The 22,960-nt window shown below is 60.7% G+C and carries 19 protein-coding genes, 1 tRNA gene and 1 other RNA gene; 6 read left to right on the forward strand and 15 right to left on the reverse strand.

Translation table 11 applies throughout. The annotated features are described in order from the left end of the window. Nucleotides 1–58: 58 nt before the first annotated feature. Nucleotides 59–187, reverse strand: a non-coding RNA gene (locus tag ACR6A7_RS13110) — RtT sRNA. 47 nt (nt 188–234) lie between these two features. After that, nucleotides 235–322 (reverse strand) — tRNA-Ser (locus tag ACR6A7_RS13115). Between the two features lie 244 nt (nt 323–566). On the opposite strand from ACR6A7_RS13115, the gene phoA reads away from it, so the two are divergent. Beyond that, nucleotides 567–1,991, forward strand: a complete 1,425-nt coding sequence (phoA, locus tag ACR6A7_RS13120) for an alkaline phosphatase (protein WP_434125310.1) — start codon at nt 567–569, stop codon at nt 1,989–1,991. 42 nt (nt 1,992–2,033) lie between these two features. On the opposite strand, the gene mfd is transcribed toward phoA, so the two are convergent. After that, the gene (gene mfd, locus ACR6A7_RS13125; protein ID WP_434125311.1) at nt 2,034–5,477 is read right to left on the reverse strand and encodes a transcription-repair coupling factor; all 3,444 of its coding nucleotides are present in this window, start codon (nt 5,475–5,477) and stop codon (nt 2,034–2,036) included. A 102-nt stretch (nt 5,478–5,579) separates the two neighbouring features. Beyond that, nucleotides 5,580–5,789, reverse strand: coding sequence for a hypothetical protein (locus tag ACR6A7_RS13130; protein WP_033747909.1), 210 nt, complete (start codon nt 5,787–5,789; stop codon nt 5,580–5,582). Between the two features lie 222 nt (nt 5,790–6,011). Here ACR6A7_RS13130 and lolC point away from each other — a divergent pair, with 222 nt between their 5' ends. From lolC to cobB, 4 genes are all read left to right on the forward strand, one after another. Continuing rightward, nucleotides 6,012–7,211 carry a lipoprotein-releasing ABC transporter permease subunit LolC gene (gene lolC, locus ACR6A7_RS13135; RefSeq protein WP_434125313.1) on the forward strand — a complete coding sequence of 400 codons (1,200 nt, stop codon included), beginning with the start codon at nt 6,012–6,014 and terminating at the stop codon, nt 7,209–7,211. After that, the gene (gene lolD / locus ACR6A7_RS13140; protein WP_434125315.1) at nt 7,204–7,908 is read left to right on the forward strand and encodes a lipoprotein-releasing ABC transporter ATP-binding protein LolD; all 705 of its coding nucleotides are present in this window, start codon (nt 7,204–7,206) and stop codon (nt 7,906–7,908) included. The genes lolC and lolD overlap by 8 nt, the downstream gene beginning before the upstream one ends. Next, nucleotides 7,908–9,152, forward strand: coding sequence for a lipoprotein-releasing ABC transporter permease subunit LolE (gene lolE, locus ACR6A7_RS13145; protein ID WP_434125317.1), 1,245 nt, complete (start codon nt 7,908–7,910; stop codon nt 9,150–9,152). The genes lolD and lolE overlap by 1 nt, the downstream gene beginning before the upstream one ends. 90 nt (nt 9,153–9,242) lie before the next feature. Then, a complete protein-coding gene (gene cobB / locus ACR6A7_RS13150; protein ID WP_434125318.1) occupies nt 9,243–10,076 on the forward strand; it encodes a Sir2 family NAD+-dependent deacetylase in 834 nt (277 codons plus the stop codon). 182 nt (nt 10,077–10,258) lie between these two features. Here cobB and potD read toward each other — a convergent pair whose 3' ends face one another. Genes potD through potA form a run of 4 tightly spaced genes read right to left on the reverse strand, consistent with a single transcriptional unit; the run spans nt 10,259 to nt 14,042 of the window. Then, nucleotides 10,259–11,302 carry a spermidine/putrescine ABC transporter substrate-binding protein PotD gene (gene potD, locus ACR6A7_RS13155; RefSeq protein ID WP_434125319.1) on the reverse strand — a complete coding sequence of 348 codons (1,044 nt, stop codon included), beginning with the start codon at nt 11,300–11,302 and terminating at the stop codon, nt 10,259–10,261. A 10-nt stretch (nt 11,303–11,312) separates the two neighbouring features. Beyond that, the gene (gene potC / locus ACR6A7_RS13160) at nt 11,313–12,086 is read right to left on the reverse strand and encodes a spermidine/putrescine ABC transporter permease PotC (RefSeq protein WP_434125321.1); all 774 of its coding nucleotides are present in this window, start codon (nt 12,084–12,086) and stop codon (nt 11,313–11,315) included. Further along, nucleotides 12,083–12,943 (reverse strand): spermidine/putrescine ABC transporter permease PotB, encoded by an 861-nt coding sequence (gene potB, locus ACR6A7_RS13165; protein ID WP_434125323.1) that lies wholly within the window; start codon nt 12,941–12,943, stop codon nt 12,083–12,085. The genes potC and potB overlap by 4 nt, the downstream gene beginning before the upstream one ends. Further along, the gene (potA, locus tag ACR6A7_RS13170) at nt 12,927–14,042 is read right to left on the reverse strand and encodes a spermidine/putrescine ABC transporter ATP-binding protein PotA (protein ID WP_434125324.1); all 1,116 of its coding nucleotides are present in this window, start codon (nt 14,040–14,042) and stop codon (nt 12,927–12,929) included. The genes potB and potA overlap by 17 nt, the downstream gene beginning before the upstream one ends. Nucleotides 14,043–14,335: 293 nt before the next feature. Here potA and pepT point away from each other — a divergent pair, with 293 nt between their 5' ends. Further along, nucleotides 14,336–15,565 (forward strand): peptidase T, encoded by a 1,230-nt coding sequence (gene pepT / locus ACR6A7_RS13175; protein ID WP_434125325.1) that lies wholly within the window; start codon nt 14,336–14,338, stop codon nt 15,563–15,565. 242 nt (nt 15,566–15,807) lie between these two features. Here the strand turns inward: pepT and ACR6A7_RS13180 are convergent, their stop codons facing one another. The 7 genes from ACR6A7_RS13180 to ACR6A7_RS13210 form a co-directional block, all read right to left on the reverse strand. Continuing rightward, the gene (locus ACR6A7_RS13180) at nt 15,808–16,935 is read right to left on the reverse strand and encodes a ribosomal protein uL16 3-hydroxylase (RefSeq protein WP_434125326.1); all 1,128 of its coding nucleotides are present in this window, start codon (nt 16,933–16,935) and stop codon (nt 15,808–15,810) included. A 57-nt stretch (nt 16,936–16,992) separates the two neighbouring features. Then, the gene (phoQ, locus tag ACR6A7_RS13185; protein WP_434125327.1) at nt 16,993–18,453 is read right to left on the reverse strand and encodes a two-component system sensor histidine kinase PhoQ; all 1,461 of its coding nucleotides are present in this window, start codon (nt 18,451–18,453) and stop codon (nt 16,993–16,995) included. Then, on the reverse strand, nt 18,453–19,121 hold the full coding sequence (gene phoP / locus ACR6A7_RS13190) for a two-component system response regulator PhoP (protein ID WP_033747880.1): 669 nt from the start codon (nt 19,119–19,121) through the stop codon (nt 18,453–18,455). The genes phoQ and phoP overlap by 1 nt, the downstream gene beginning before the upstream one ends. A gap of 103 nt (nt 19,122–19,224) precedes the next feature. Further along, entirely contained in the window at nt 19,225–20,595 is a 1,371-nt protein-coding gene (purB, locus tag ACR6A7_RS13195; protein WP_434125328.1) for an adenylosuccinate lyase, read from the reverse strand. A 42-nt stretch (nt 20,596–20,637) separates the two neighbouring features. Next, nucleotides 20,638–21,279, reverse strand: coding sequence for a high frequency lysogenization protein HflD (gene hflD / locus ACR6A7_RS13200; protein WP_434125330.1), 642 nt, complete (start codon nt 21,277–21,279; stop codon nt 20,638–20,640). Between the two features lie 33 nt (nt 21,280–21,312). Next, nucleotides 21,313–22,425: a tRNA 2-thiouridine(34) synthase MnmA gene (gene mnmA / locus ACR6A7_RS13205; protein WP_434125331.1), complete on the reverse strand. Its 1,113-nt coding sequence runs from the start codon at nt 22,423–22,425 to the stop codon at nt 21,313–21,315. A gap of 43 nt (nt 22,426–22,468) precedes the next feature. Continuing rightward, complete coding sequence (locus ACR6A7_RS13210) at nt 22,469–22,942, reverse strand: NUDIX domain-containing protein (protein ID WP_434125332.1); 474 nt, start codon at nt 22,940–22,942, stop codon at nt 22,469–22,471. Nucleotides 22,943–22,960 lie beyond the last annotated feature (18 nt).

Genomic DNA, 22,960 nt, shown 5'->3' on the forward strand with positions numbered 1-22,960 from the left:
TCGAGGAATATAAACGAAAAAAGCCTGAACTTTCGCTCAGGCTTTTCTCTGCAATTTGTGGCGGTGAGAGGGGGATTGACTCGCTGCGCTCGCCCTGCGGGCAGCGTCGCAGGCTCCGCTGTCCAACGGGCTGCGCCCGTTGTCGAACCCCGGCGGGGGTTCTCATACCCCTCTCATCGAGGAATATAAACGAAAAAAGCCTGAACTTTCGCTCAGGCTTTTCTCTGCAATTTGTGGCGGTGAGAGGGGGATTCGAACCCCCGATACGTTGCCGTATACACACTTTCCAGGCGTGCTCCTTCAGCCACTCGGACACCTCACCACATTTTTTCCGCTGACCTTGCTGGGTCAACGGGGCGCTACTATAGGGAGTCGGCCCAAAAGGGTCAAGCACTATTTTTCTCTTTTTTTCTATCCGCTTAAGCTCTGTTCGAATCGATTTATCCCTGCGCGTTCCGGTCATATTGTCATCAAAAAGAAATCTCTCAGCCACAAAAATGTCACCAAAGCATCACAGACTTACCCCCTGAAACTTCTGGTAAATTTTTCTTATAAGGGAACACAAGATGAAACCGATGCGCCTCTTCACTTTATCGCTTCTTGCCTCACTGGTTAGCCTCTCAGCGCACGCTGAAACCACCAGCGCGCCTGCAGACGCAGGCTACATGCGCGCCGCCACCGGCGACATTACCCAGCACGGCGGCGCGCGTCGCCTGACGGGCGACCAGACCGAGGCGCTGAAAGCGTCGCTGCGCAATACTACGGCGAAAAACGTTATTCTGCTGATTGGCGACGGCATGGGCGATTCGGAAATTACCGCCGCGCGTAACCTGGCCGAGGGCGCAGGCGGTTTCTTTAAAGGCATTGATGCGCTGCCGCTTACCGGCCAGTACACCCATTACTCGCTGGACAAGAAAACCCATAAGCCGGATTACGTGACCGATTCCGCCGCATCCGCCACCGCGTGGGCCACCGGCACCAAGAGCTATAACGGTGCCATCGGCGTTGACGTCAACGGCAAGGATCAGCAAACCCTGCTGGAGATCGCCAAAGCGGCAGGCAAAGCGACCGGCAACGTCTCCACCGCCGAGCTGCAGGACGCCACGCCCGCTGCGCTGATGGCGCACGTCACCAGCCGCAAATGCTACGGCCCGGAGGAAACCAGCGAGCTGTGCGCCAGCAACGCGCTGGAGCAGGGCGGTAAAGGCTCAATCAGCGAGCAGATACTGAAAACCCGCGCCGACGTCGTACTGGGCGGCGGCGCGAAATCCTTTAACGAGGTGGCGAAAGCGGGCGACTACCAGGGCAAAACGCTGCGTGAACAGGCGCAGGCGCTGGGATACCAGCTGGTGAGCGACTGGCAGGGACTCAACGCCGTTACCGCGGCCGACAAAGACAAACCGCTGCTCGGTTTGTTTGCCGACGGCAATATGCCGGTGCGCTGGAAAGGGCCGAAGGCGAGTCATTATGGCAACATCGAGCAAGCAGCAGTGACCTGCGAGGTGAACAAAGATCGCCCGGTCGCCACCCCGACGCTGTCGCAGATGACCGCCAAAGCGATCGATCTGCTGAAAACCAATCCGAACGGCTTCTTCCTGCAGGTCGAAGGCGCGTCCATAGATAAACAGGATCACGCGGCGAACCCGTGCGGGCAGATCGGTGAAACCGTGGATCTCGACGAGGCGGTGCAGCAGGCGCTCGCGTTTGCGCGCGCAGAGGGCAATACGCTGGTGGTGGTGACGGCGGATCATGCGCACAGCAGCCAGATCATCGCTAACGGGACGAAGGCGCCCGGCCTGACGCAGGCGCTAAATACCAAAGACGGCGCGGTGATGACCCTCAGCTACGGCAACTCCGATACCGATTCGCAGGGCCATACCGGCACGCAGCTGCGCGTCGCGGCCTACGGCCCCTGGGCGGCTAACGTAGTGGGGCTGACCGACCAGACCGATCTCTTCTTTACGCTGCGCGATGCGATGGCGCTGAAGTAAGGGAAGTAACGTCTCCCGCTGGCGGGAGACGTTGTCGCACCGCTACACGCGGTTTTCGCGCAGCTGCGCCATAAAGTTCTGCACCCACTCCATGCGCAGCTTGCGCTCGGCCAGATCGCGCGTAAAGCGCAGTCGAGTCGGGCCATCGAGCTTCCACTGCTGCGGATCTTTCTGCAGCAGGCTAATCAGCCAGCCAGGGTCGACGCTGTTCTGCGGCGCAAAGTCGAAGAAGCCGCCTTTGTCGCTCACCTCAATTTTGCGAATGCCGAGACTGCGCGCCACCAGCCGCAGCGCGGCGATATCCAGCAGATTGCGCGCCGCGTCCGGCAGCACGCCGAAGCGGTCAATCATCTCCACCTTCAGCTCCTGCAGCTCCTCTTCGCTGTCGGCGCTGGCGATGCGCTTGTAGAGCGACAGTCGGGTATTGACGTCGGGGATAAACTCCTCCGGTAGCAGGGCAGGCATGCGCAGCTCGATTTCAGTCTGATTGCTGGTGAGATCCTCCAGCGACGGCTCGCGCCCCGCCTTCAGCGCCTCTACCGCGTTCTCCAGCAGCTCCATATAGAGCGAGAAGCCCAGCGTCTCCATCTGGCCGCTCTGCTCCTCGCCCAGCAGCTCGCCCGCGCCGCGGATCTCCAGGTCGTGCGTCGCCAGCGCAAAGCCCGCCCCCAGATCCTCCAGCGAGGCGATCGCCTCCAGACGCTTCTGCGCGTCGGGGGTCATCGCTTTAGGGTGCGGCGTCAGCAGCCAGGCGTAAGCCTGATGGTGCGAACGCCCTACGCGGCCGCGTAGCTGATGCAGCTGCGCCAGCCCGAAGTGGTCGGCGCGCTCGATAATAATGGTGTTGGCGGTCGGGATATCGATGCCGGTCTCAATAATAGTGGTGCAGACCAGCACGTTGAAACGCTGGTGATGGAAGTCGTTCATTACCCGCTCAAGGTCGCGCTCGCGCATCTGGCCGTGGCCGATGGCAATACGCGCCTCCGGCACCAGCTCCGTCAGCCGCTGCGCCGCCTTTTCGATATTCTCGACGTCGTTGTAGAGGTAGTAAACCTGACCGCCGCGCAGCACTTCGCGCAGGATCGCCTCACGCACCACCAGCGCGTCGTATTCGCGCACGAAGGTCTTCACCGCCAGGCGGCGCGCGGGCGGCGTGGCGATAATCGACAGGTCGCGCATGCCGCTCATCGCCATATTCAGAGTGCGCGGAATCGGCGTTGCGGTAAGCGTCAGAATATCGACATCGGCGCGCATCGCCTTGATGCGCTCTTTGTGGCGCACGCCAAAGCGATGCTCTTCATCGACAATCAGCAGCCCTAAGTCGTGCCACTTCAGGTCGCTCATCAGCAGCTTGTGGGTGCCGATCAGGATATCGATTTTGCCTTCGCTCGCCGCCTGCAGCACCTGCGTCTGCTCTTTAGCGCTGCGGAAGCGCGACAGCATCTCAATGCGCACCGGCCAGTTGGCGAAGCGGTCGCGGAAGTTGTCGTAGTGCTGCTGCGCCAGCAGCGTGGTCGGCACCAGCACCGCCACCTGTTTATGGTTCTCTACCGCGAGGAAAGCGGCGCGCATCGCCACTTCGGTTTTGCCGAAGCCGACATCGCCGCACACCAGGCGGTCCATCGCCAGCGGCTGGCACATGTCGCTCAGCACCGCGTTGATCGCCTGCGCCTGATCCGGTGTGGTGTCAAACGGGAAGCTCTCGCAGAAAAGCTGATACTGCTCGCGGTCGTGCTTAAAGGCGTAGCCCGCTTTCGCCGCGCGCTGGGCGTAGATATCCAGCAGCTCGGCGGCGACGTCGCGCACTTTCTCCGCCGCTTTCTGCCGCGCGCGCGTCCAGGCGTCGCTGCCCAGCTTGTGCAGCGGGGCGTTTTCATCCGCGCCGCCGGCATAGCGGCTGATGAGGTGCAGCGAGGAGACCGGGACGTAGAGCTTGGCGTCGTTGGCGTAGGAGAGCATCAGATACTCCGCCATGATGCCGCCCGCCTCCAGCGTAGTCAGGCCGATGTAGCGTCCGACGCCATGCTCCAGATGCACCACGGGCTGACCGGGCGTCAGCTCAGCCAGGTTACGAATCAGAATATCGGGGTTGATGGTGCGGCGCGTATCCTGGCGGCGTCGGCTGACGCGTTCGCCCAGCAGATCGCTTTCGCAGATCAGGGCGCGGTCGCGCTGCGTATCGACAAAGCCGCGCTCGCTGGCGCCGATCATCAGGGTATAGCGCTCGCTGCTGGCGTCATCGAGATGTCGCACCGTCTGCGGACGCAGCTTAATGCGCGCCAGCAGCTCCTGCAGGCTTTCGCGGCGGCCTTCGCTCTCGACCGAGAAGGTGACCTGGCCGCTAAAGCCATCGAGGAACTGGCGCAGCGGATCGAGCGGCGCCTTAGCCTGCGCCTGCACGGCGATATCGGGCAGCGGCTGGTAGCCGAGATTGGTATTACCCGCTTTTTCCGGCAGCGCCTCATTGGTCATCTGCACGCGCGGCCAGCGGTTCAGCTCGCCCAGCAGCGCATCTGGCCGCAGCCAGAGCGAGGTCGGCGTCAGCAGCGGACGCATGGGATCGACGCGGCGATTTTCATAGCGCGCCTCGACGTCCTGCCAGAAGCGCTCCGCGCTGCCGTTAAGATCGCCGCAGTTCACCACCAGCGTATTGTCGGGCAGGTAGCTGAACAGCGTCGGCAGCTCTTGCTCGAAGAAGAGCGGCTGCCAGTATTCGATGCCGGCGGGCAGGGTGCCTTTGCTCACCTGCTGATAAATATGCTCCGGCTCGCGGCGCACGTCGAACAGCTCGCGCCAGCGGGTGCGGAACAGCTCAATTGCCGCTTTGTCGGTCGGGAACTCATGGGCTGGCAGCAGGTTAATCGCCGGCACCGCTTCCAGCGTGCGCTGGCTGTCGACGTCGAACAGGCGCAGGCTGTCGATCTCGTCGTCGAAAAAGTCGATGCGGTAGGGCTGATCGCTGCCCATCGGAAAGAGATCGAGCAGCGCGCCGCGCGTGGCATATTCGCCATGCTCCATTACCTGGTCGACGTGACGATAGCCCGCCTGCTCCAGCTGATCGCGCAGGCGATCGCGCGACAGCTTCTGCCCCTGCTTCATCACCAGCGCGTGGCCGTGTAAAAAAGGATGCGGACAGACGCGCTGCATCAGGGTATTTACCGGCATAATCAGCATGCCGCGCGTCATGGTGGGCAGCTGGTAGAGCGTCGACAGGCGCGCCGAAATAATGTCCTGATGCGGCGAGAAGCTGTCGTAGGGCAACGTTTCCCAGTCGGCGAGATGGCTGACGGGAAGATCGGTGAACTGGCGGATTTCATCCAGCAGGCGCAGCGCGGTTTGCATATCGGGAGTGATCATCAGCACCGGACCGGCGTGGCGCTCGGTTATGCTGGCGCACTCTACCGCGTGCGCGGCGCCGATCAGCTGACCGAGCTGGCGGCGATCGCCGGATTTTACGGGCAGGGCATAGCGGATCTGTTCGGACATGGGATCTTGTGGTTCTCTCCATTTTTTCCAGGGCGTCATGATTCCACATTACGCCCTGGCGATCACCTGCTGCGGCGGTTTTTCCTTTGCGCGGTGGCCGAGTTATTTAGCGGATGGTTGGGTATAGTGCATGCGCGGACGATCGACGTTCGCCCAGCTCAGCTCCATTTCCAGATGGTAGCTGTGGTTGCCGTCGTCCCACTTAACGTAGTAGCCGGTGGGCGCGTCTCCCTGTTCAAAAACGTTAACAATCTCGCCTTTTATCTCTCCCGACTTATGTTTCACAATGCTGCCTTTGGGATATTTGAACATGGTGTTTCCTCCAGCGCCTCAGGAGCAGGTTGCTGACTCCACCTTAAAGTGTAGCCTAACCGCACGGCAGGTGATTAAACGTACAGACGAGTCTGGCGGGATTTCTTTTTGACGAAAATCGGCCACACTTTGCCGCGTACTCAGCGGGTTAGAGGTTTCATAAACCGAACGCCTCCTTTATCATCACTGGTCTACTTTCAGGCAACTGCCAAGACGGAATACATGTATCAACCTGTCGCGCTATTTATCGGCCTGCGCTATATGCGCGGGCGAGCATCGGATCGCTTTGGTCGCTTCGTTTCCTGGCTCTCCACTATCGGCATCACGCTCGGTGTGCTGGCCCTGGTCACCGTATTGTCCGTGATGAACGGCTTTGAACGCGAGCTGGAGGGGAATATTCTCGGCCTGATGCCGCAGGCGCTGGTGACCAGCGAGAAGGGCAGCATCAACCCGCAGCAGCAGCCCGCTGAAAGCCTCAAGCTGGCGGGCGTCAGCCGCATGGCGCCGCTCACCACTGCCGACGTGGTATTGCAGAGCGCGCATAACGTCTCGGTTGGCGTGATGCTCGGCATTCAGCCCGACGAGAAAGATCCGCTCACGCCTTATCTGGTCAACACGCCGCAAAGCGTGCTGCAGTCGGGCCAGTACAACGTGATCCTCGGCGAGCAGCTGGCGACGCAGCTTGGCGTTAAGCGCGGCGACGAGCTGCGCCTGATGGTGCCGTCGGTCAGCCAGTTTACCCCGATGGGCCGCGTGCCAAGCCAGCGTCTCTTCACCGTGGCGGGCACCTACGCCGCCAACAGCGAAGTGGACGGCTACCAGATTCTGGTTAACCAGCAGGACGCCTCGCGCCTGATGCGCTATCCGGCGGGCAACATCACCGGCTGGCGTCTGTGGCTCGACAAACCGCTGGCGGTGGATGCGCTGAGCCAGCAGGCGCTGCCTGCCGGACTGGTGTGGAAAGACTGGCGCGAGCGCAAGGGCGATCTTTTCCAGGCGGTGCGCATGGAGAAGAACATGATGGGGCTGCTGCTGAGCCTGATCGTCGCCGTCGCCGCCTTTAATATTATTACCTCGCTTGGCCTGCTAATCATGGAGAAGCAGGGCGAGGTAGCGATCCTGCAAACCCAGGGGCTGACGCGCCGGCAGATTGTCGCGGTCTTTATGGTGCAGGGCGCCAGCGCCGGGATTATCGGCGCGCTGCTCGGCACGCTGCTGGGCGTGCTGCTGGCCAGCCAGCTCAATAATCTGATGCCGGTTATTGGCCTGTTTTTAGATGGCGCGGCGCTGCCGGTCGACATCAATGTCTGGCAGGTGGTGACCATCGCCGTTACGGCGATGGTCGTCGCGCTGCTGTCGACGCTCTATCCCTCCTGGCGCGCCGCCGCCGTTCAACCCGCTGAGGCTTTACGTTATGAGTAACACCCCTTTGTTGCAGTGCCGCGAGCTGTGCAAACGCTATCAGGAAGGCAGCGTGCAGACCGACGTGCTGCGCAACGTCACCTTTAGCCTGCAGCCCGGCGAGCTGGTAGCGATTGTCGGCAGCTCCGGCTCCGGCAAAAGTACGCTGCTGCATCTGCTGGGCGGCCTGGACGCGCCGACCGCCGGCGACGTGGTGTTTGACGGCAAGTCGCTGAACGCCATGTCCTCTTCTGCGAAAGCGTCGCTGCGCAACCGCGAGCTGGGCTTTATCTACCAGTTCCATCACCTGCTGCCCGACTTCAACGCGCTGGAAAACGTGGCGATGCCGCTGCTGATCGGCAAAGTCAGCAAGGCGGAGGCGCAGCAGCGCGCGCGCGAAATGCTGGCGGCGGTGGGGCTGGAGAAGCGCGCGCATCATCGTCCGTCAGAGCTGTCGGGCGGCGAGCGTCAGCGTGTCTCTATCGCCCGCGCGCTGGTCAACCGTCCGCGCCTGGTGATGGCGGATGAGCCGACCGGCAACCTCGATGCGCGCAACGCCGACGCCATTTTTGAACTGCTGGGCGAGCTGAATGTCCGTCAGGGCACCGCCTTTCTGGTGGTGACGCACGATCTGCATCTGGCGCAGCGCCTGTCGCGCCAGATGGAGATGCGTGACGGTCAGCTTAGCGAGCAGGTGACCTTAGCAGGAGCGCTCTGATGGGTTCGTCGTTATCCCTGTTGTTAGGGCTGCGCTTCAGCCGCGGTCGCCGCGGCGGCGGCATGGTGTCGCTGATCTCGATTATTTCGACGCTCGGCATCGCGCTGGGCGTGGCGGTGCTGATCGTCGGCCTGAGCGCCATGAACGGCTTCGAACGCGAGCTGAACAACCGTATTCTGGCGGTGGTGCCGCATGGCGAGATTGAGGCGGTGAATCAGCCGTTCCGCAACTGGCAGTCGCTGATTGTGCCTGTAGAGCAGGTACCCGGCATCGCCGCCGCCGCGCCCTATGTGAACTTTACCGGGCTGATCGAGAGCGGGGCAAAGCTGCAGGCGCTGCAGGTGAAAGGGGTCGATCCGGCCCAGGAGCCGCGCCTCAGCGCGCTGCCGCAGTTCGTTGAAGGCGACGGCTGGAAAACCTTCGCCGCCGGCAAGCAGCAGATTATTTTAGGCGGCGGCATCGCCCGCACGCTGAACGTCAGGCAGGGGAGCTGGATTACTATCCTGATCCCCAATAACGATGGCGGCACGAAGCTGCTACAGCCGAAACGCATTCGCCTGCAGGTGAGCGGCATTCTGCAGCTGAGCGGCATGCTGGACCACAGTCTGGCGCTGGTGCCGCTGGCGGACGCGCAAAAATACCTCGATATGGGTGACAGTGTCACGGGTATCGCCCTGAAGATGCAGGATCCCTTTCAGGCGGTGAAGCTGGTGCGCGACGCGGGCGAGGCGACCCACGGCTACGTCTATATTCGCAGCTGGATTGGCACTTTCGGCTATATGTACCGCGATATTCAGATGATCCGCGCCATCATGTATCTGGCGATGGTGCTGGTGATTGGCGTAGCCTGTTTCAATATCGTTTCGACGCTGGTGATGGCGGTGAAGGAGAAGAGCAGCGACATTGCCGTCCTGCGCACCCTGGGCGCGAAAGATGGCCTGATCCGCGCCATCTTTATCTGGTACGGCCTGCTGGCTGGGCTGCTCGGCAGCGTCAGCGGCGTGGTCATCGGCGTGCTGGTGGCGCTCAATCTCACCCCTCTGGTGCGCGGGCTGGAATCGCTGACCGGCCATCATTTGCTGGCGGGCGATATCTACTTTATCGATTTTCTGCCCTCGGAGCTGCACTGGCTCGATGTCGGCTTCGTGCTGCTGACGGCCATCGTGCTGAGCCTGCTGGCGAGCTGGTATCCGGCGCGGCGCGCCAGCCGCATCGATCCGGCGCGCGTGCTCAGCGGGCAGTAGCACGGCGAAAACGGCGGCATCGCGCTGTCATACGCGGCCGCTACACTTGAGATTTCTGGCGGCGCTCGACGTCGCCCATAAGGAGTTTTTATGCGCACACCGCGTCGACGCTTGCGCCTCGCCCGCTATAAGAAGACCCGCCGCAAGGTGCACCAGCGTTTTCGCCAGCGTATTTTCGAGCGCGATCGCCAGGTTGAGCTGGCGGCCCATCCGCAGCCGTTCGTGGTGGTGCTGACCGGCGCGGGCATTTCGGCCGAGTCGGGTATCCAGACGTTTCGCGCCGCCGACGGCCTGTGGGAAGAGCATCGCGTAGAGGATGTGGCGACGCCGGAAGGCTATCGCAGCAACCCTGAGCTGGTGCAGCGTTTTTACAACGCGCGCCGCCGCGCGCTGCAGTCCAGTGAGATCCAGCCCAACGCCGCGCACAAGGCGCTGGCCGAGCTGGAGCAGGTGCTGGGCGATAACTTTTTGCTGGTGACGCAGAATATCGACAATCTGCACGAGCGCGCGGGCAACAGTCGCGTGCTGCATATGCACGGCGAGCTGCTGAAGGTGCGCTGCACCAGCAGTGGTCAGGTGATTGAGTGGAATAAGGATCTGACGACGGACGATCGCTGCACCTGCTGTCAGTTTCCTGCGCCGCTGCGTCCGCAAGTGGTGTGGTTCGGCGAGATGCCGATCGGCATGGAGGAGATTTACCATGCACTGGAGAAGGCGGATCTTTTTGTCGCCATCGGCACCTCGGGGCATGTCTATCCGGCGGCGGGCTTTGTGCATGAGGCCAAACTGCAGGGCGCACATACCGTGGAGCTGAATCTGGAGCCGAGCCAGGTGGGCAACGAGTTCGCCGAGCGTCACTACGGGCTGGCGAGCCAGGAAGTGCCGCAGTTTGTGGATGGTTTTTTGCGGAGTTTGTATAAGTAATGGCTTTTTAGTCAGGCCGCACAAATGTTAGCAAGCGGGTAGCCTGGTCCGAAGAGCAAAGCGTCCCGCGACAAGGATGTCGCGGGCCGAGCGCGCAGGGATGCCTTGAGCGACTTTGCGATCGGACCAGGCTACCCGCGTTGGCACCGGTTCAACAAAAAGACGGCTTTGCCGCCTTTTTGTTACCGACCCGCTTTTAGCTTCTGGAACAGCGTCTCATACTGCACGCTGGCGTCGCCGACATCGTTCTGCCATTCGCCATGCTTAATCACCTCGGCTGACGGGTAGAGCGACGGATCGCTCGCCACCGCTTTCGGCAGCAGCGCCTTTGCCGCGAGGTTCGGCGTCGGGTAGCCGATGGTTTCCGCCACTTTGGCCGCCACGTCGGGACGCAGCAGGAAGTTAATCAGCTTCAGCGCGCCCGCCTTGTTTTTCGCGTTAGCCGGAATCGCCAGGTTATCCATCCAGAAAATGCCACCCTCTTTCGGCCAGATGACTTCCAGCGGCGTGCCCGCCTGACGCGCCACATAGGCGGAACCGTTCCAGATCATGCCAAGATTCACTTCCCCTTCCATATAGGGGTTGCCGGGATTGTCGGAGTTAAAGGCAAGCACGTTCGGCATCAGCTTCTTCAGCTCTTCATAGGCGGCATTGATCTCTTTTGGGTCGCGGGTATTGCCGGAGAGACCCAGCTTACGCAGCGCCATCTGGAACACTTCGCGCGCGTCATCGGTCAGCAGCAGGCTCTGCTTATACTCCGGCTTCCAGAGATCGGCCCAGCTCTGCACCGACTTCGCGTCCACCGCGTCGGTATTGACGCCGATCGCCGTTGCGCCCCAGATATAGGGGATCGAATAGTCGTTATTGGGATCGAACGGCTTATTCAGCAGATTTGGGTCGAGATTTTTAAAGTTGCTGAGCTGCGCCTTGTCGATCTTCTGCAGCATGCCTTCGTTGCGCATCTTCGCCACGAAGTAGGTCGAGGGCACCACCAGATCCCAGGCGCCATCTTTCCAGGTCTTCAGCTTGGCGTACATGCTCTCGTTGGACTCGTAGGTGGAGTAGATCACCTTGATGCCGGTCTCTTTGGTGAACTGCTCCAGCAGCCCCGGCGGCACATATTCGGTCCAGTTGTAGAAATAGAGCGTCTTGCCCTCGTCAGCCTGCGCGCCCTGCATGCCCAGCGCCAGCGCCCCAGCCGCCAGCCAGTGAGACCATTTTTTCATCATCAATCCTCTATTTGGTTTTATCACGGAGCAACAGCTGGCTGATGCCGACTAACAGCAGCGACAGCAGCAGCAAAATCGTCGCCAGCGCGTTCACCTCCGGCGAAACGCCGACTTTCACCATCGAATAGATCTTCAGCGGCAGGATCTCAAAGGTCGGCCCGGTGACGAACGAGGAGACCACCACGTCATCCATTGACAGGGTAAAGCTCAGCAGCCAGCCCGCCGCCACCGCCGGCATCGCCAGCGGCAGAATAATTTTACGTAAAATCGTGGTTTCGCTGGCGCCCAAATCCCTGGCCGCCTCCAGCATGCGCACGTCAAACCCCTTCAGCCGCGAGTAGACGGTAATTACCACAAAGGGCAGGCAGAAGGTGATGTGCGAAAAGAGCAGCGACCAGAAGCCGAGCGAAATGCCGAGCAGCATAAACAGCACCAGCAGGGAGATCGCCATCACGATATCGGGCGACATCATCACCACGAACAGCATGCCGCTGACGAAGGGCTTGCCGCGAAAGCGATAGCGGTAGAGCGCCACGGCGGTGAGCGAACCGATCAGCGTCGCGCAGCTGGCAGAGAGCACCCCCATCATCAGCGAGTGCTGCGCCGCCTGAATCAGGCTGTCGTTATTCACCAGCAGGCTGTACCACTGGGTGCTGAAGCCCTGCCAGTTGATGCCGAAGCGCGAGGCGTTGAACGAGTTAACGATCAGAATGGCGATAGGGATATAAAACCAGGCGTAAATCGCGGCCATAAAGCCGCCGCGTAGCAGGCGTGCGATCATTCCAGCTCCACCTTTTTATTCAGCAGGCGCGCGGCGCGCCAGTAAAACAGCAGCATCAGCCCCATCAGCAGCGTCATCACGATGCTGGTCGCCGCGCCGAATGGCCAGTCGCGGATGTTGAGGAACTGGCTCTTGATGACGTTGCCGATCAGCAGATTCTTCGCGCCGCCCATCAGGTCCGCCACGTAGAACAGCCCCATCGCCGGGATCAGCACCAGCAAACAGCCCGCGACGATGCCCGGCATGGTCAGCGGCAGAATAATGCGGAAAAAGGTCTGCGTTTTGCTGGCGCCGAGGTCGCGCGCCGCCTCCAGGCAGGCGCGATCCAGCTTTTCCAGGCTGGAGTAGAGCGGCAGCACCATAAAGGGCAGCAGAATGTAGATCAGGCCGAGGATCACCGCCTGCGGCGTATACATGATGCGAAACGGCGTCTCGATAACGCCGAGCGACAGCAGAAAGTCATTCAGCCAGCCGCGCGTGCTGAGAAAGATTTTCAGCCCGTAGATGCGGATCAGGGAATTGGTCCAGAAGGGCACGATCAGCAGGAACAGCATCAGCGGGCGCAGGCGCGCCGGCAGCTTTGTCAGGCACCAGGCGAAGGGATAGCCCAGCAGCAGGCAGCAGAGCGTGGCGATAACCGCCATATTGAGCGAGTGCAGCAGCACGTCGCCATAGAGCGGATCGAGCAGCCGCGTATAGTTGCTGAGGGTGAACGCCATACGGACGAAGTGCGCGTCGTCGCGCGTCAGAAAGCTGGTAACGAAGATCATCAGGTTCGGCAGCAGCACGAAGAGCGCCAGCCAGCCGACGATCAGCGCCGTGACGCCTTTCTGGAAACGGTTACGCATCAGCTTCATAGGGCAGCACCACCTCCCAGCTGGGAACCCAGTTCACCGCCATCTTTTGATTCAGGGAGTGATCGAAGTCAGGATCGTCCTCATTGAAAAATTCGCTGACCGTCACCAGCTTGCCGTTCTCCAGCTCGACGGTGGACTCCAGCGTCATGCCTTTGTAGTTGCGCTCGCGCACGTAGCCGATCAGGCCTTCTACCGCCTGGTCGCTGTGCACCTCGTCGACGCGCAGATCTTCCGGGCGCAGCAGCACATGCAGGCGATCGCCCACGCTGACCGGGAAGGGGCAGTGGATATCGCACTCGCGGCCTTCGACGCGGGCGCGCACGCGCGGCGCGGCGCTGGCGTCGAGGACGTCGGCATCAAACACGTTGATTTCGCCGATAAAGCGCGCCACAAACAGATTCTTCGGCTCTTCGTAGATTTCGCGCGGCGTGCCGTCCTGCTCGATTTTACCGTCGCGCATCACCACGATGCGGTCGGACATGGTGAGCGCCTCTTCCTGGTCGTGCGTCACGAACACAAAGGTGATGCCGAGCTTGCGCTGCAGCGCCTTCAGCTCGTTCTGCATCTGCTTGCGCAGCTTATAGTCGAGCGCCGAAAGCGATTCATCAAGCAGCAGCACTTTAGGGCGGTTCACCACCGCGCGCGCGATGGCGACGCGCTGCTGCTGACCGCCGGAAAGCTGATGCGGGCGGCGATCGGCGAAGCTCTCCAGCTGCACCATCGCCAGCGCCTCGCTGACGCGCGCGGCGATCTCCGCATTGGGCGTTTTCTGCATGCGCAGGCCAAAGGCGACGTTTTCAAACACCGACATGTGCGGGAAGAGGGCGTAGCTTTGAAAGACGGTGTTGACGTGGCGATGCTCGGCGGGCGTATCGGTAATATCGCTCTCATCCAGCATCACGCGGCCGCTGTCGACCTCTTCCAGCCCGGCGATCAGCCGCAGAATAGTGGTTTTGCCGCAGCCCGACGGGCCAAGCAGGGTGATAAATTCGCCGTGGTCGATGGTCAGGTTGAAGTCGCTGATAATCGACTTGCCGTCGAAAGCTTTACTGATGCCAGAAAGCGTAACCAGCGCCTGCTGCGCGCGTGTTTGCGTCATTTTAGTCACTCAGTCGGTAATAGGGTCGAACAGGTTACAGCATAGCCGTTTACGTCGGCCAGCCAGCGAGAGGGCGCGATGATACCTGAAAAACAGGGCAATGCCATGTTTTGGCGGTGAAAAGAGGCGACTGGGCTGTTCTCCGCTTCCCTGACCACTTATGTTAACAGTCCTGTTAAAAGATTCTTCTGCAAACGCACAGCGCAGGTTAACCTGTCAGATAATGATATGACGCAACACGCGTCGAACGCGACTGTTGATAATGATGGTCGGCTTCTTTTGAAGGATGGCATATGGATCAGTTACTTGAACGTTTTTTAAGTTACGTGGCGGTAGAGACGCAGGCAAAACCGCAGGCGCGTCAGGTGCCGAGCAGCGAAGGGCAGTGGACGCTGGCGCGCAAGCTGCAGGAAGAGCTGATTGCGCTCGGCTTTATCGACGTTTCGCTCAGCGATCACTGCTGCGTGATGGGCACGCTGCCCGCCAACGTCGACTGGCCAACGCCGGTAATCGGCTTTATTTCCCATATGGATACCTCGCCCGATTTTACCGCGAAGAATGTAAACCCGCAGATTATTGAGAACTATCGCGGCGGCGATATCGCGCTCGGCACGGGCGAAGAGGTGCTGTCACCGGTGATGTTCCCGATCCTGCATAAGCTGATCGGCCATACCCTGATCACCACCGACGGTAAGACGCTGCTCGGCGCTGACGATAAGGCGGGCATCGCCGAGATCATGACGGCGATGGCGCGCCTCGCCAAAAGCGATATTCCGCACGGCGCCATTCGCGTCGCCTTTACCCCTGACGAAGAGATTGGCCGCGGCACCTCGCACTTCGACGTCGAAGGCTTCGCCGCCGACTGGGCCTATACCATCGACGGCAGCGATCTCGGCGAGTTCGAATATGAGAACTTCAACGCGGCCTCGGCGGTGGTGAAGATCGTCGGCAATAACGTGCACCCCGGCTCGGCGAAAGGCGTGATGGTGAACGCGCTCGACGTGGCGACGGCGTTTCATGCCGAGGTGCCGGCGAAAGAGCGTCCACAGTTTACCGACGGCTATGAGGGCTTTTACCATCTGCATCAGATGAAGGGCACGGTTGAGCACGCCGAGCTGCAGTACATTATTCGCGATTTCGATACCGCCTCTTTTGAGCAGCGCAAGCAGGTGCTGACGGCGATCGCCGAGCGCCTTAACGCCGGGCTGCACAAAGATTGCTCTATTACGGTCGAGATCAGCAACAGCTATCGCAATATGCGCGAGAAGGTAGAGCCGCATCCGCATATTATCGAGCTGGCGCTGCAGGCGATGCGCGACTGCGGCATCGAGCCGAAGGTGAAGCCGATTCGCGGCGGCACCGACGGATCTGCGCTGTCGTGGAAAGGACTGCCGTGCCCGAATATCTTTACCGGCGGCTATAACTACCACGGCAAGCACGAGTTCGCCTCGCTCAATATTATGGCGCAGTCGGTGGAGGTGATTGTCCGGCTGGCGGAGCTGGCGGCGGAGAAAAAGGGGTAAAAAACGTCCCCGTCAGTAGGCGCAGCGCTTACGCGGACGGCGTGGAGCGATCGCAAAGTCGCTAAACGCATCCCTGCTCGCTCGGCCCGCGTAGCTACGCGCCTCATCCCTGAGGTGCGCCGTTACCGGGCCAACGCGCTGCGTTGTTTAAAAACGCTCCCGGCGTTTTTATCCCTGGCGTGGGACGCTTTGCTCTTCGCTCCATGCCACCCGCGTTTGAGCTTTTGAGTCGTCTGGTGGTTCTACTCGGCGTCGCCAAAGTACCAGTATCCGGCGTTCACCAGCGCGGCAAGCTGCGCCAGCAGCGACGGATCGTCCAGCGCCTCGCCGAAATCCTCCAGGCTTAGCGTATGGCGGTGCGCCAGCGCCGTCAGCACTTCCGGCTGCGAACACTCGACGCGCTCGCCGTTGACAAACACCGCCTCGCCAATGGTCAGCACGCGCAGGCCGCCAAGACGCGACAGCGTATCGCCCTGCTGCAGCGCGTCGTAAATCTCATCGGGCTGATAGGGCGGCTCCGGCGGGGCGACGTCCAGCTCGTGACGCGACTGGGAGATAAACTCCCCGAACCAGCTGGCGAAATGCTCCGGCTGATCGATCACGTCGAGCATCACCTTGCGAATGCCTTCAATCTCCTGCGGCAGAATCTGCGACGGGCAGTCGCGCGCCGGCACCTCAGGATCGCTGTAGCGGTAGCTGCCCAGCTCGCGCGCCAGCACGTAGTCGGCGAAGCCGCTGATCAGCTCGCGGCCGCTCGGCGCGCGGAAGCCGACAGAGTAGTTAATGGCATTCTCCAGCGAATAGCCTTCGTGCGGGAATCCCGGCGGAATATAGAGAATGTCGCCGGGCTCCATCTCTTCGTCAATAATGGCGTCGAACGGCTCGACCTGCAGCAGGTCGGGGTGCGGACAGTGCTGCTTCATCGGCACTTTCTCGCCGACGCGCCAGCGACGACGGCCGGTGCCCTGAATAATAAACACGTCGTACTGATCGAAGTGCGGGCCGACGCCGCCGCCCGGCACGGCGAAGGAAATCATCAGATCGTCGATGCGCCAGTCAGGTAAAAAGCGAAACGGGCGCATCAGCGCCGCAGAGGGCTCATGCCAGTGGTTCACCGCCTGCACCAGCAGCGACCAGTTGTTTTCGCCCAGATGATCGTAGCTTTCGAAAGGACCGTGGCTCACCTGCCACTTGCCGTCGTTATGGCTGACCAGACGGCTGTCCACCTCATTTTCCATCGCCAGTCCGGCCAGCTCGTCAGGAGAGATGGGATCGATAAAGTTTTTAAAACCGCGCTTAAGCAGCACCGGACGTTTTTGCCAGTAGCGCTGAATAAAGTCGGGCCAGTTAAGATCGAGCTGATAGTCCATAGGGTGGTTCCATGCAGGGCTGTAAATGCAGCCAAGTATAACAGCCTGCGCGCCTTTCTACTCGCGGCGATGTTCGACTTCCTGTCGGCGAAAAATCACCTCCATGCGCGCGCCGCCCAGCGGGCTGGAGGTGGCGATAATCTGGCCCTCATACTGCTCCAGAATATCGAGCGCTACCGCCAGGCCCAGCCCCTGGCCGGGCCGCAGCGTATCGGCGCGCTGGCCGCGCACGAAGACGAGATCGCGCTTGCTTTCGGGAATGCCGGGGCCGTCGTCGTCGATAAACAGATGCAGCGCCTGATCGGTCTGCCGCGCGCTCACCTCGATAAACTCCAGGCAATATTTGCAGGCGTTGTCCAGCACATTGCCCAGCACCTCCATAAAGTCATTTTTATCGCCGATAAAGGTCACCTCCGGCGAAACGTCCAGCGTAATCTCCACGCCTTTGTGCTGATAAACTTTATTGAGCGCCGAACAGAGGCTGTCGAGCAGCGCCGACACCGGATGCAGGTCGCGCAGCAGCGGGTTGTGATCCGCCTGCATGCTGGCGCGATGCAGATAGTAGCCGATCTGCTGCGAAATACGGCTGATCTGCTCCAGCATCACCGGCTCGGCCTGCTCGATGGTGAGATCTTTGCCGTTGCGCAGCGAGCGCAGCGTGCTCTGCAGCACCGCCAGCGGCGTTTTCAGGCTGTGGGTCAGGTCGGAAAGGGTAGTGCGGTAGCGCGTATAGCGCTGGCGCTCGTTGCTCAGCAGCAAATTGAGGTTGCGCACCAGACTGCGCAGCTCCTGCGGCGGCGCATCGTCGAGATTCTCACGCTGGCTGGTTTCCAGCTCGCGTATCTGCGTGGCGAGATGGCCGATCGGGCGCAGGCTCCAGTGCGCCGCCAGCCACAGCAGCGGGATCACCAGAATCAGGTTGGCGGCCAGTACGTAGCTGAACCAGGACCAGACCACGTCCGAATGCTGCAGCTCCTGCGGTATCGAGTCGACCACCACAATGGTCAGCGCAGGCAGGTTAGTGGTGGCGTCATAGCGATTGACCGCGACGGAGTGGGTAAAGGTGTCGTTACTGTCGTTATCGATGGCGTGCAGCCGCTGCTGCGCCGACTGATCGTTGCCAATCGCCATGGCGCTGGTGCGGTTGCTGGTGTCGATTTCGTAGAAGTCGGGCTTCAGCAGCCACTCGCGCTGGATTTTGGCGCGGATTTCCGGCACGTCGCGCTGCTGCCACAGCAGCTTGCCCTGTTCATCGTAGATGAATACCAGCGTCGGAAAGTTAAACGTCATGCGCTCCGGCTGCGCGATGGTCAGGCGGTTATTTTGCCACTGCGCCAGCGTAAAGAAGAGATTGCTTTCGCCGCGCATCACGCGATAGGTGTTCTTATCGAAGCTAACCACGTAGCCGATTACCGCCACCATGCCGTAGGAGAGCGAAAGAAACAGCACGATAGCGGAACAGGCCAGCAAAAAGCGGGCGCGCAGCGACAGGGGACGGTAGCGTTGAAACCAGCTCATCAGAGATCGAAGCGGTATCCCTGACCGCGTACGGTAGTGATCACCTCATCTGCATGCAGCGCCTGGATTTTTTTACGCAGGCGGCCCATCAGCACGTCGATGGTATGGCTTTCGCGCAGTTCGGCGTCGGGATAGAGCTGCAGCATCAGGGAGTCTTTGCTCACCACTTTGCCCGCGTTGCGGATCAGCGTTTCAACGATGGTGTACTCAAAGGCGGTCAGCTTCACCGGCTGGTCGTGGATGGTCAGCTCGCGGCGCGAGAGATCGACCTGAAAGGGCGCCATATCGATGATTTGCGAGGCGTGTCCGCTGTTGCGACGCATCAGCGCCTGCAGGCGCGCGGCCACTTCTTCGATATGGAAAGGTTTGGTGACGTAGTCGTCGGCACCCGCTTCCAGCGCTTCAACTTTGGCCTGCCAGCCTTCGCGCGCGGTAAGCACCAGAATCGGCTGACGCACCGACTGCCCGCGCCAGCGGCGGATCAGCGACATGCCGTCTTCATCCGGCAGGCCAAGATCGACCAGCGCGATATCGGGCAGATGCTCCTGTAAAAAATAGTCGGCTTCCTTTGCGTCCTCTGCGGCGTCTACCTGATGGCCCATTTCTCGCAGCTGAACGGCAAGATGATGGCGCAGCAGAGCATTATCTTCCACAACCAAAACACGCATGGCTTTTCCTTACTCTCAGAGCAGTTAAGTAAAGATAAAGTATACGCAAAAACATTTAAACAACAGCTTAACGCAGGCGGGTCCGACCCGCCTGCGTCTGCGCTTATTTCAGATCGTCAACCATCTGCACGGCGCGGCCGAGATAGTTAGCTGGCGTCATCTGCTTCAGGCGCGTTTTCTCCTCTTCCGGCAGCGCGAGGCTGTCGATAAAGGTCTGCATGCCCGCCGCGTCAACGCGCTTGCCGCGCGTCAGCTCTTTCAGCTTCTCGTACGGCTTCTCGATGCCGTAGCGGCGCATCACGGTCTGGATCGGCTCCGCCAGCACTTCCCAGTTGTGATCCAGCTCGTCCAGCAGACGTTCGCGATTCACTTCCAGCTTGGAAATGCCTTTCAGCGTCGCCTGATAGGCGATCAGCGCATAGCCGACGCCGACGCCGAGGTTGCGCAGCACCGTCGAGTCGGTGAGGTCGCGCTGCCAGCGCGAAACGGGCAGCTTGCTCGCCAGGTGCTGCATTACCGCGTTTGCCAGGCCCAGATTGCCCTCGGAGTTTTCGAAATCGATTGGGTTGACCTTGTGCGGCATGGTAGAGGAACCGATTTCGCCCGCGATGGTTTTCTGTTTGAAGTGGTTGAGCGCGACGTAGCCCCAGATATCGCGATCGAAGTCGATCAGAATGGTGTTGAAGCGCGCCATGCAGTCAAACAGCTCGGCAATATAGTCGTGCGGCTCGATCTGGGTGGTGTAGGGATTCCAGGTAATGCCCAGCGAGGTGACGAACTGCTCGCTCAGCTGGTGCCAGTCGACTTCTGGATAGGCGGCGATATGGGCGTTGTAGTTGCCCACCGCGCCGTTGATCTTGCCCAGAATCTCGATTTTGCCCAGCTGGCGCAGCTGGCGCTCCATGCGGTAGGCGACGTTTGCCATCTCTTTGCCCATGGTAGAGGGCGTGGCTGGCTGGCCGTGGGTACGCGACAGCAGGGGAATATCGCGGTATTCGTGCGCCAGACGCTTAACCGCCTCAATGATCTGCTGCCAGTAGGGCAGGATCACGTCGCGGCGCGCGCTTTCCAGCATCAGCGCGTGCGACAGGTTGTTGATATCCTCGGAGGTGCAGGCGAAGTGAATGAATTCCGACACCGCGTGCAGCGCCGGCACGCTTTCAACTTTCTCTTTGAGAAAATATTCGACCGCTTTTACGTCGTGGTTGGTGGTGCGCTCAATGGTTTTAATACGCGCCGCGTCTTCTTCGCTGAAACTGGCGACGATTGCATCGAGGAAAGCGTTTGCGTCAGCGTCAAATGCAGGAACTTCCTTGATCTCTGCGGTGGACGCCAGTTTTTGTAACCAGCGTACTTCAACCTCAACGCGGAACTTCAGCAAACCGTATTCGCTGAAAATAGCGCGCAGCGGGCTGACTTTATCGCCGTAACGACCATCGACGGGTGAGACGGCGGTCAGAGAGGATAATTCCATCAGTGCAACTCCTGAATCGTTAACAGTATGGGCCTCATCGACTTAATAAGCCGGGGAGAGCCGGGATAAAATGGTTTTCGCCTCGCGCAGCAAACGCTGGCGCGAGAGCATCAGCTGGAAGCGGCCACCGCCGACCTGCTGCCACAGCACGGCCGCGCGAATGCCCGCCAGCAGCGTGGCGCGCACTTTGCTCTGCAGCAGCGGATTCTGCAGCACGGCGGGCGAGCCGGTGACCTGAATGCGCGGGCCAAGCGGGCTGACGACGTCGACATAGATGGCCGCCATGGCGCTGGTGATGGTTTCCGAGCCGAGTTCATAGTGCGCCAGCTGGCGATCGAGCTGGCTGATGCGCTGCGCCAGGGTATCAAGCGCGCTTTTGTTGCCGCTCAGCTTGCGCTCCAGCACCATCATGCTCAGCGTATAGCGCGTCAGCTCCGCGCCCATGCCCTGACGGCTGCTGCTGTTGAGCACCGCCATCAGCGTTTCCAGCCCGAGGCGCAGGTTAGCTTCGTCATTGCCGAACACCGCCAGCGTCGAACCGGGATTGAGATCAATCACGCTGCGTAGCGAAACGTTAAGCGCGTCCGGCTGGCACTGGCCCTGATGCGCCAGCTGCTGAACCAGATGCGCCGACTGGCAGATGCCCGCCAGCGCCAGCGTAATGTCGTAATAATTTTTAGCCACGGTTACTCCTGTCTACGCGTCAGCCGTGCCGACTTAGTCTGCGCTCAGCGGCAGGCGCTCTTCGATAATGCCGCCGCCGAGGCACAGGTCGCCGAGATAGAACACGGCGGACTGGCCGGGCGTTACCGCGGCGACCGGCGCGTCGAAGCGCACCTCGATGCGATCGTCGCCGCGCGGCACGATTTCGCAGGGAATATCCGTCTGGCGATAGCGGGTCTTCACCGTGCAGCGCAGCGGGGCGGCGATCGGCTGGCGATCGACCCAGTGCAGCTGCTGGGCGATAAGGCCCACCGACATCAGGCGCGGATGATCGGCGCCCTGCGCCACGATCAGGCGGTTGCGCGCCACATCTTTGTCCACCACATACCAGGGATCGTCATTGCTCTCTTTCAGCCCGCCAATGCCCAGCCCTTTGCGCTGGCCCAGGGTGTGATACATCAGCCCCTGATGCTCGCCGACCACCTGGCCGTCTACGGTTTCAATCGCGCCCGGCTGCGCCGGCAGATAGCGGCCGAGGAAGTCGCGGAACTTGCGTTCGCCGATAAAGCAGATGCCGGTGGAATCTTTTTTCTTTGCGGTGATGAGGTCGAGCTGCTCGGCGATGCGGCGCACCTCCGGCTTCTCCAGCTCGCCGACCGGGAACAGGCTCTGGGCGATCTGCTGGTGGCTCAGCGTATAGAGGAAGTAGCTCTGATCTTTATTACCGTCGAGGCCGCGCAGCAGCTGGCTTTTGCCGTCGACGTCCGCCCGGCGCACGTAGTGGCCGGTGGCGATGTAGTCCGCGCCAAGATCGTCCGCCGCGAACTCCAGGAAGGCTTTGAATTTGATCTCTTTGTTGCAGAGAATGTCGGGATTGGGCGTGCGGCCCGCTTTGTACTCTTCAAGGAAGTGTTCGAAGACGTTGTCCCAGTATTCTGCGGCAAAGTTGATTTTATGCAGCTTGATGCCGAGTTTGTCGCACACCGCCTGCGCGTCCGCCAGATCGTCCGCGGCAGTGCAATACTCCTCGCCGTCGTCTTCCTCCCAGTTCTTCATGAACAGGCCTTCTACCTGATAGCCCTGCTGCTGCAGGAGCCAGGCGGAAACGGAAGAATCGACGCCGCCGGACATACCGACGATCACTTTTTTCTGGCTGTTGTCAGACATGACGCACTCTTGATTACGATAAAAAAACAGGCGGCATATTCTATCACGCGTCGGCGTGGCGCGCACCCTCGCGAAACGGCCACTGGAACGGCGCAATCAGATGCAGCGGATAGCGCGCGCCCTGTTGCCACAGCCTCACGCTTTCGGCGACCAGCGGCGAACGCAGGTTATCTGCGGCGATAATCTGCTCAGGCGTCAGCCACCAGCAGCGGTCAATGTCGCTGTCCTGCGGCGCGGTCGCGCGCTTTTCCGGCAGGTCGACGCCAAACAGAAAACGCACGAAAGGCGTATTGTCCGGCGCGATCCACTGCTGGACGCCGAGAAAATAGTCGAGCGTGCACTCAAGGCCGGTCTCTTCGCGCAGCTCGCGCCGCGCCGCCTCCAGCAGCGTTTCGTCCGCTTCGAGATGACCGGCGGGCTGATTCCAGGTGGCGCGGCCCTTTACCCGCTCCTCCACCACTAACAGTTCGCCTTCGGCCTGCACGATACAGGCGACGGTGACATGAGGTTTAAACATCGATCCTCCGGGATTGTT

This window comes from Pantoea phyllosphaerae (assembly GCF_051025595.1).
GTDB lineage: Bacteria > Pseudomonadota > Gammaproteobacteria > Enterobacterales > Enterobacteriaceae > Pantoea.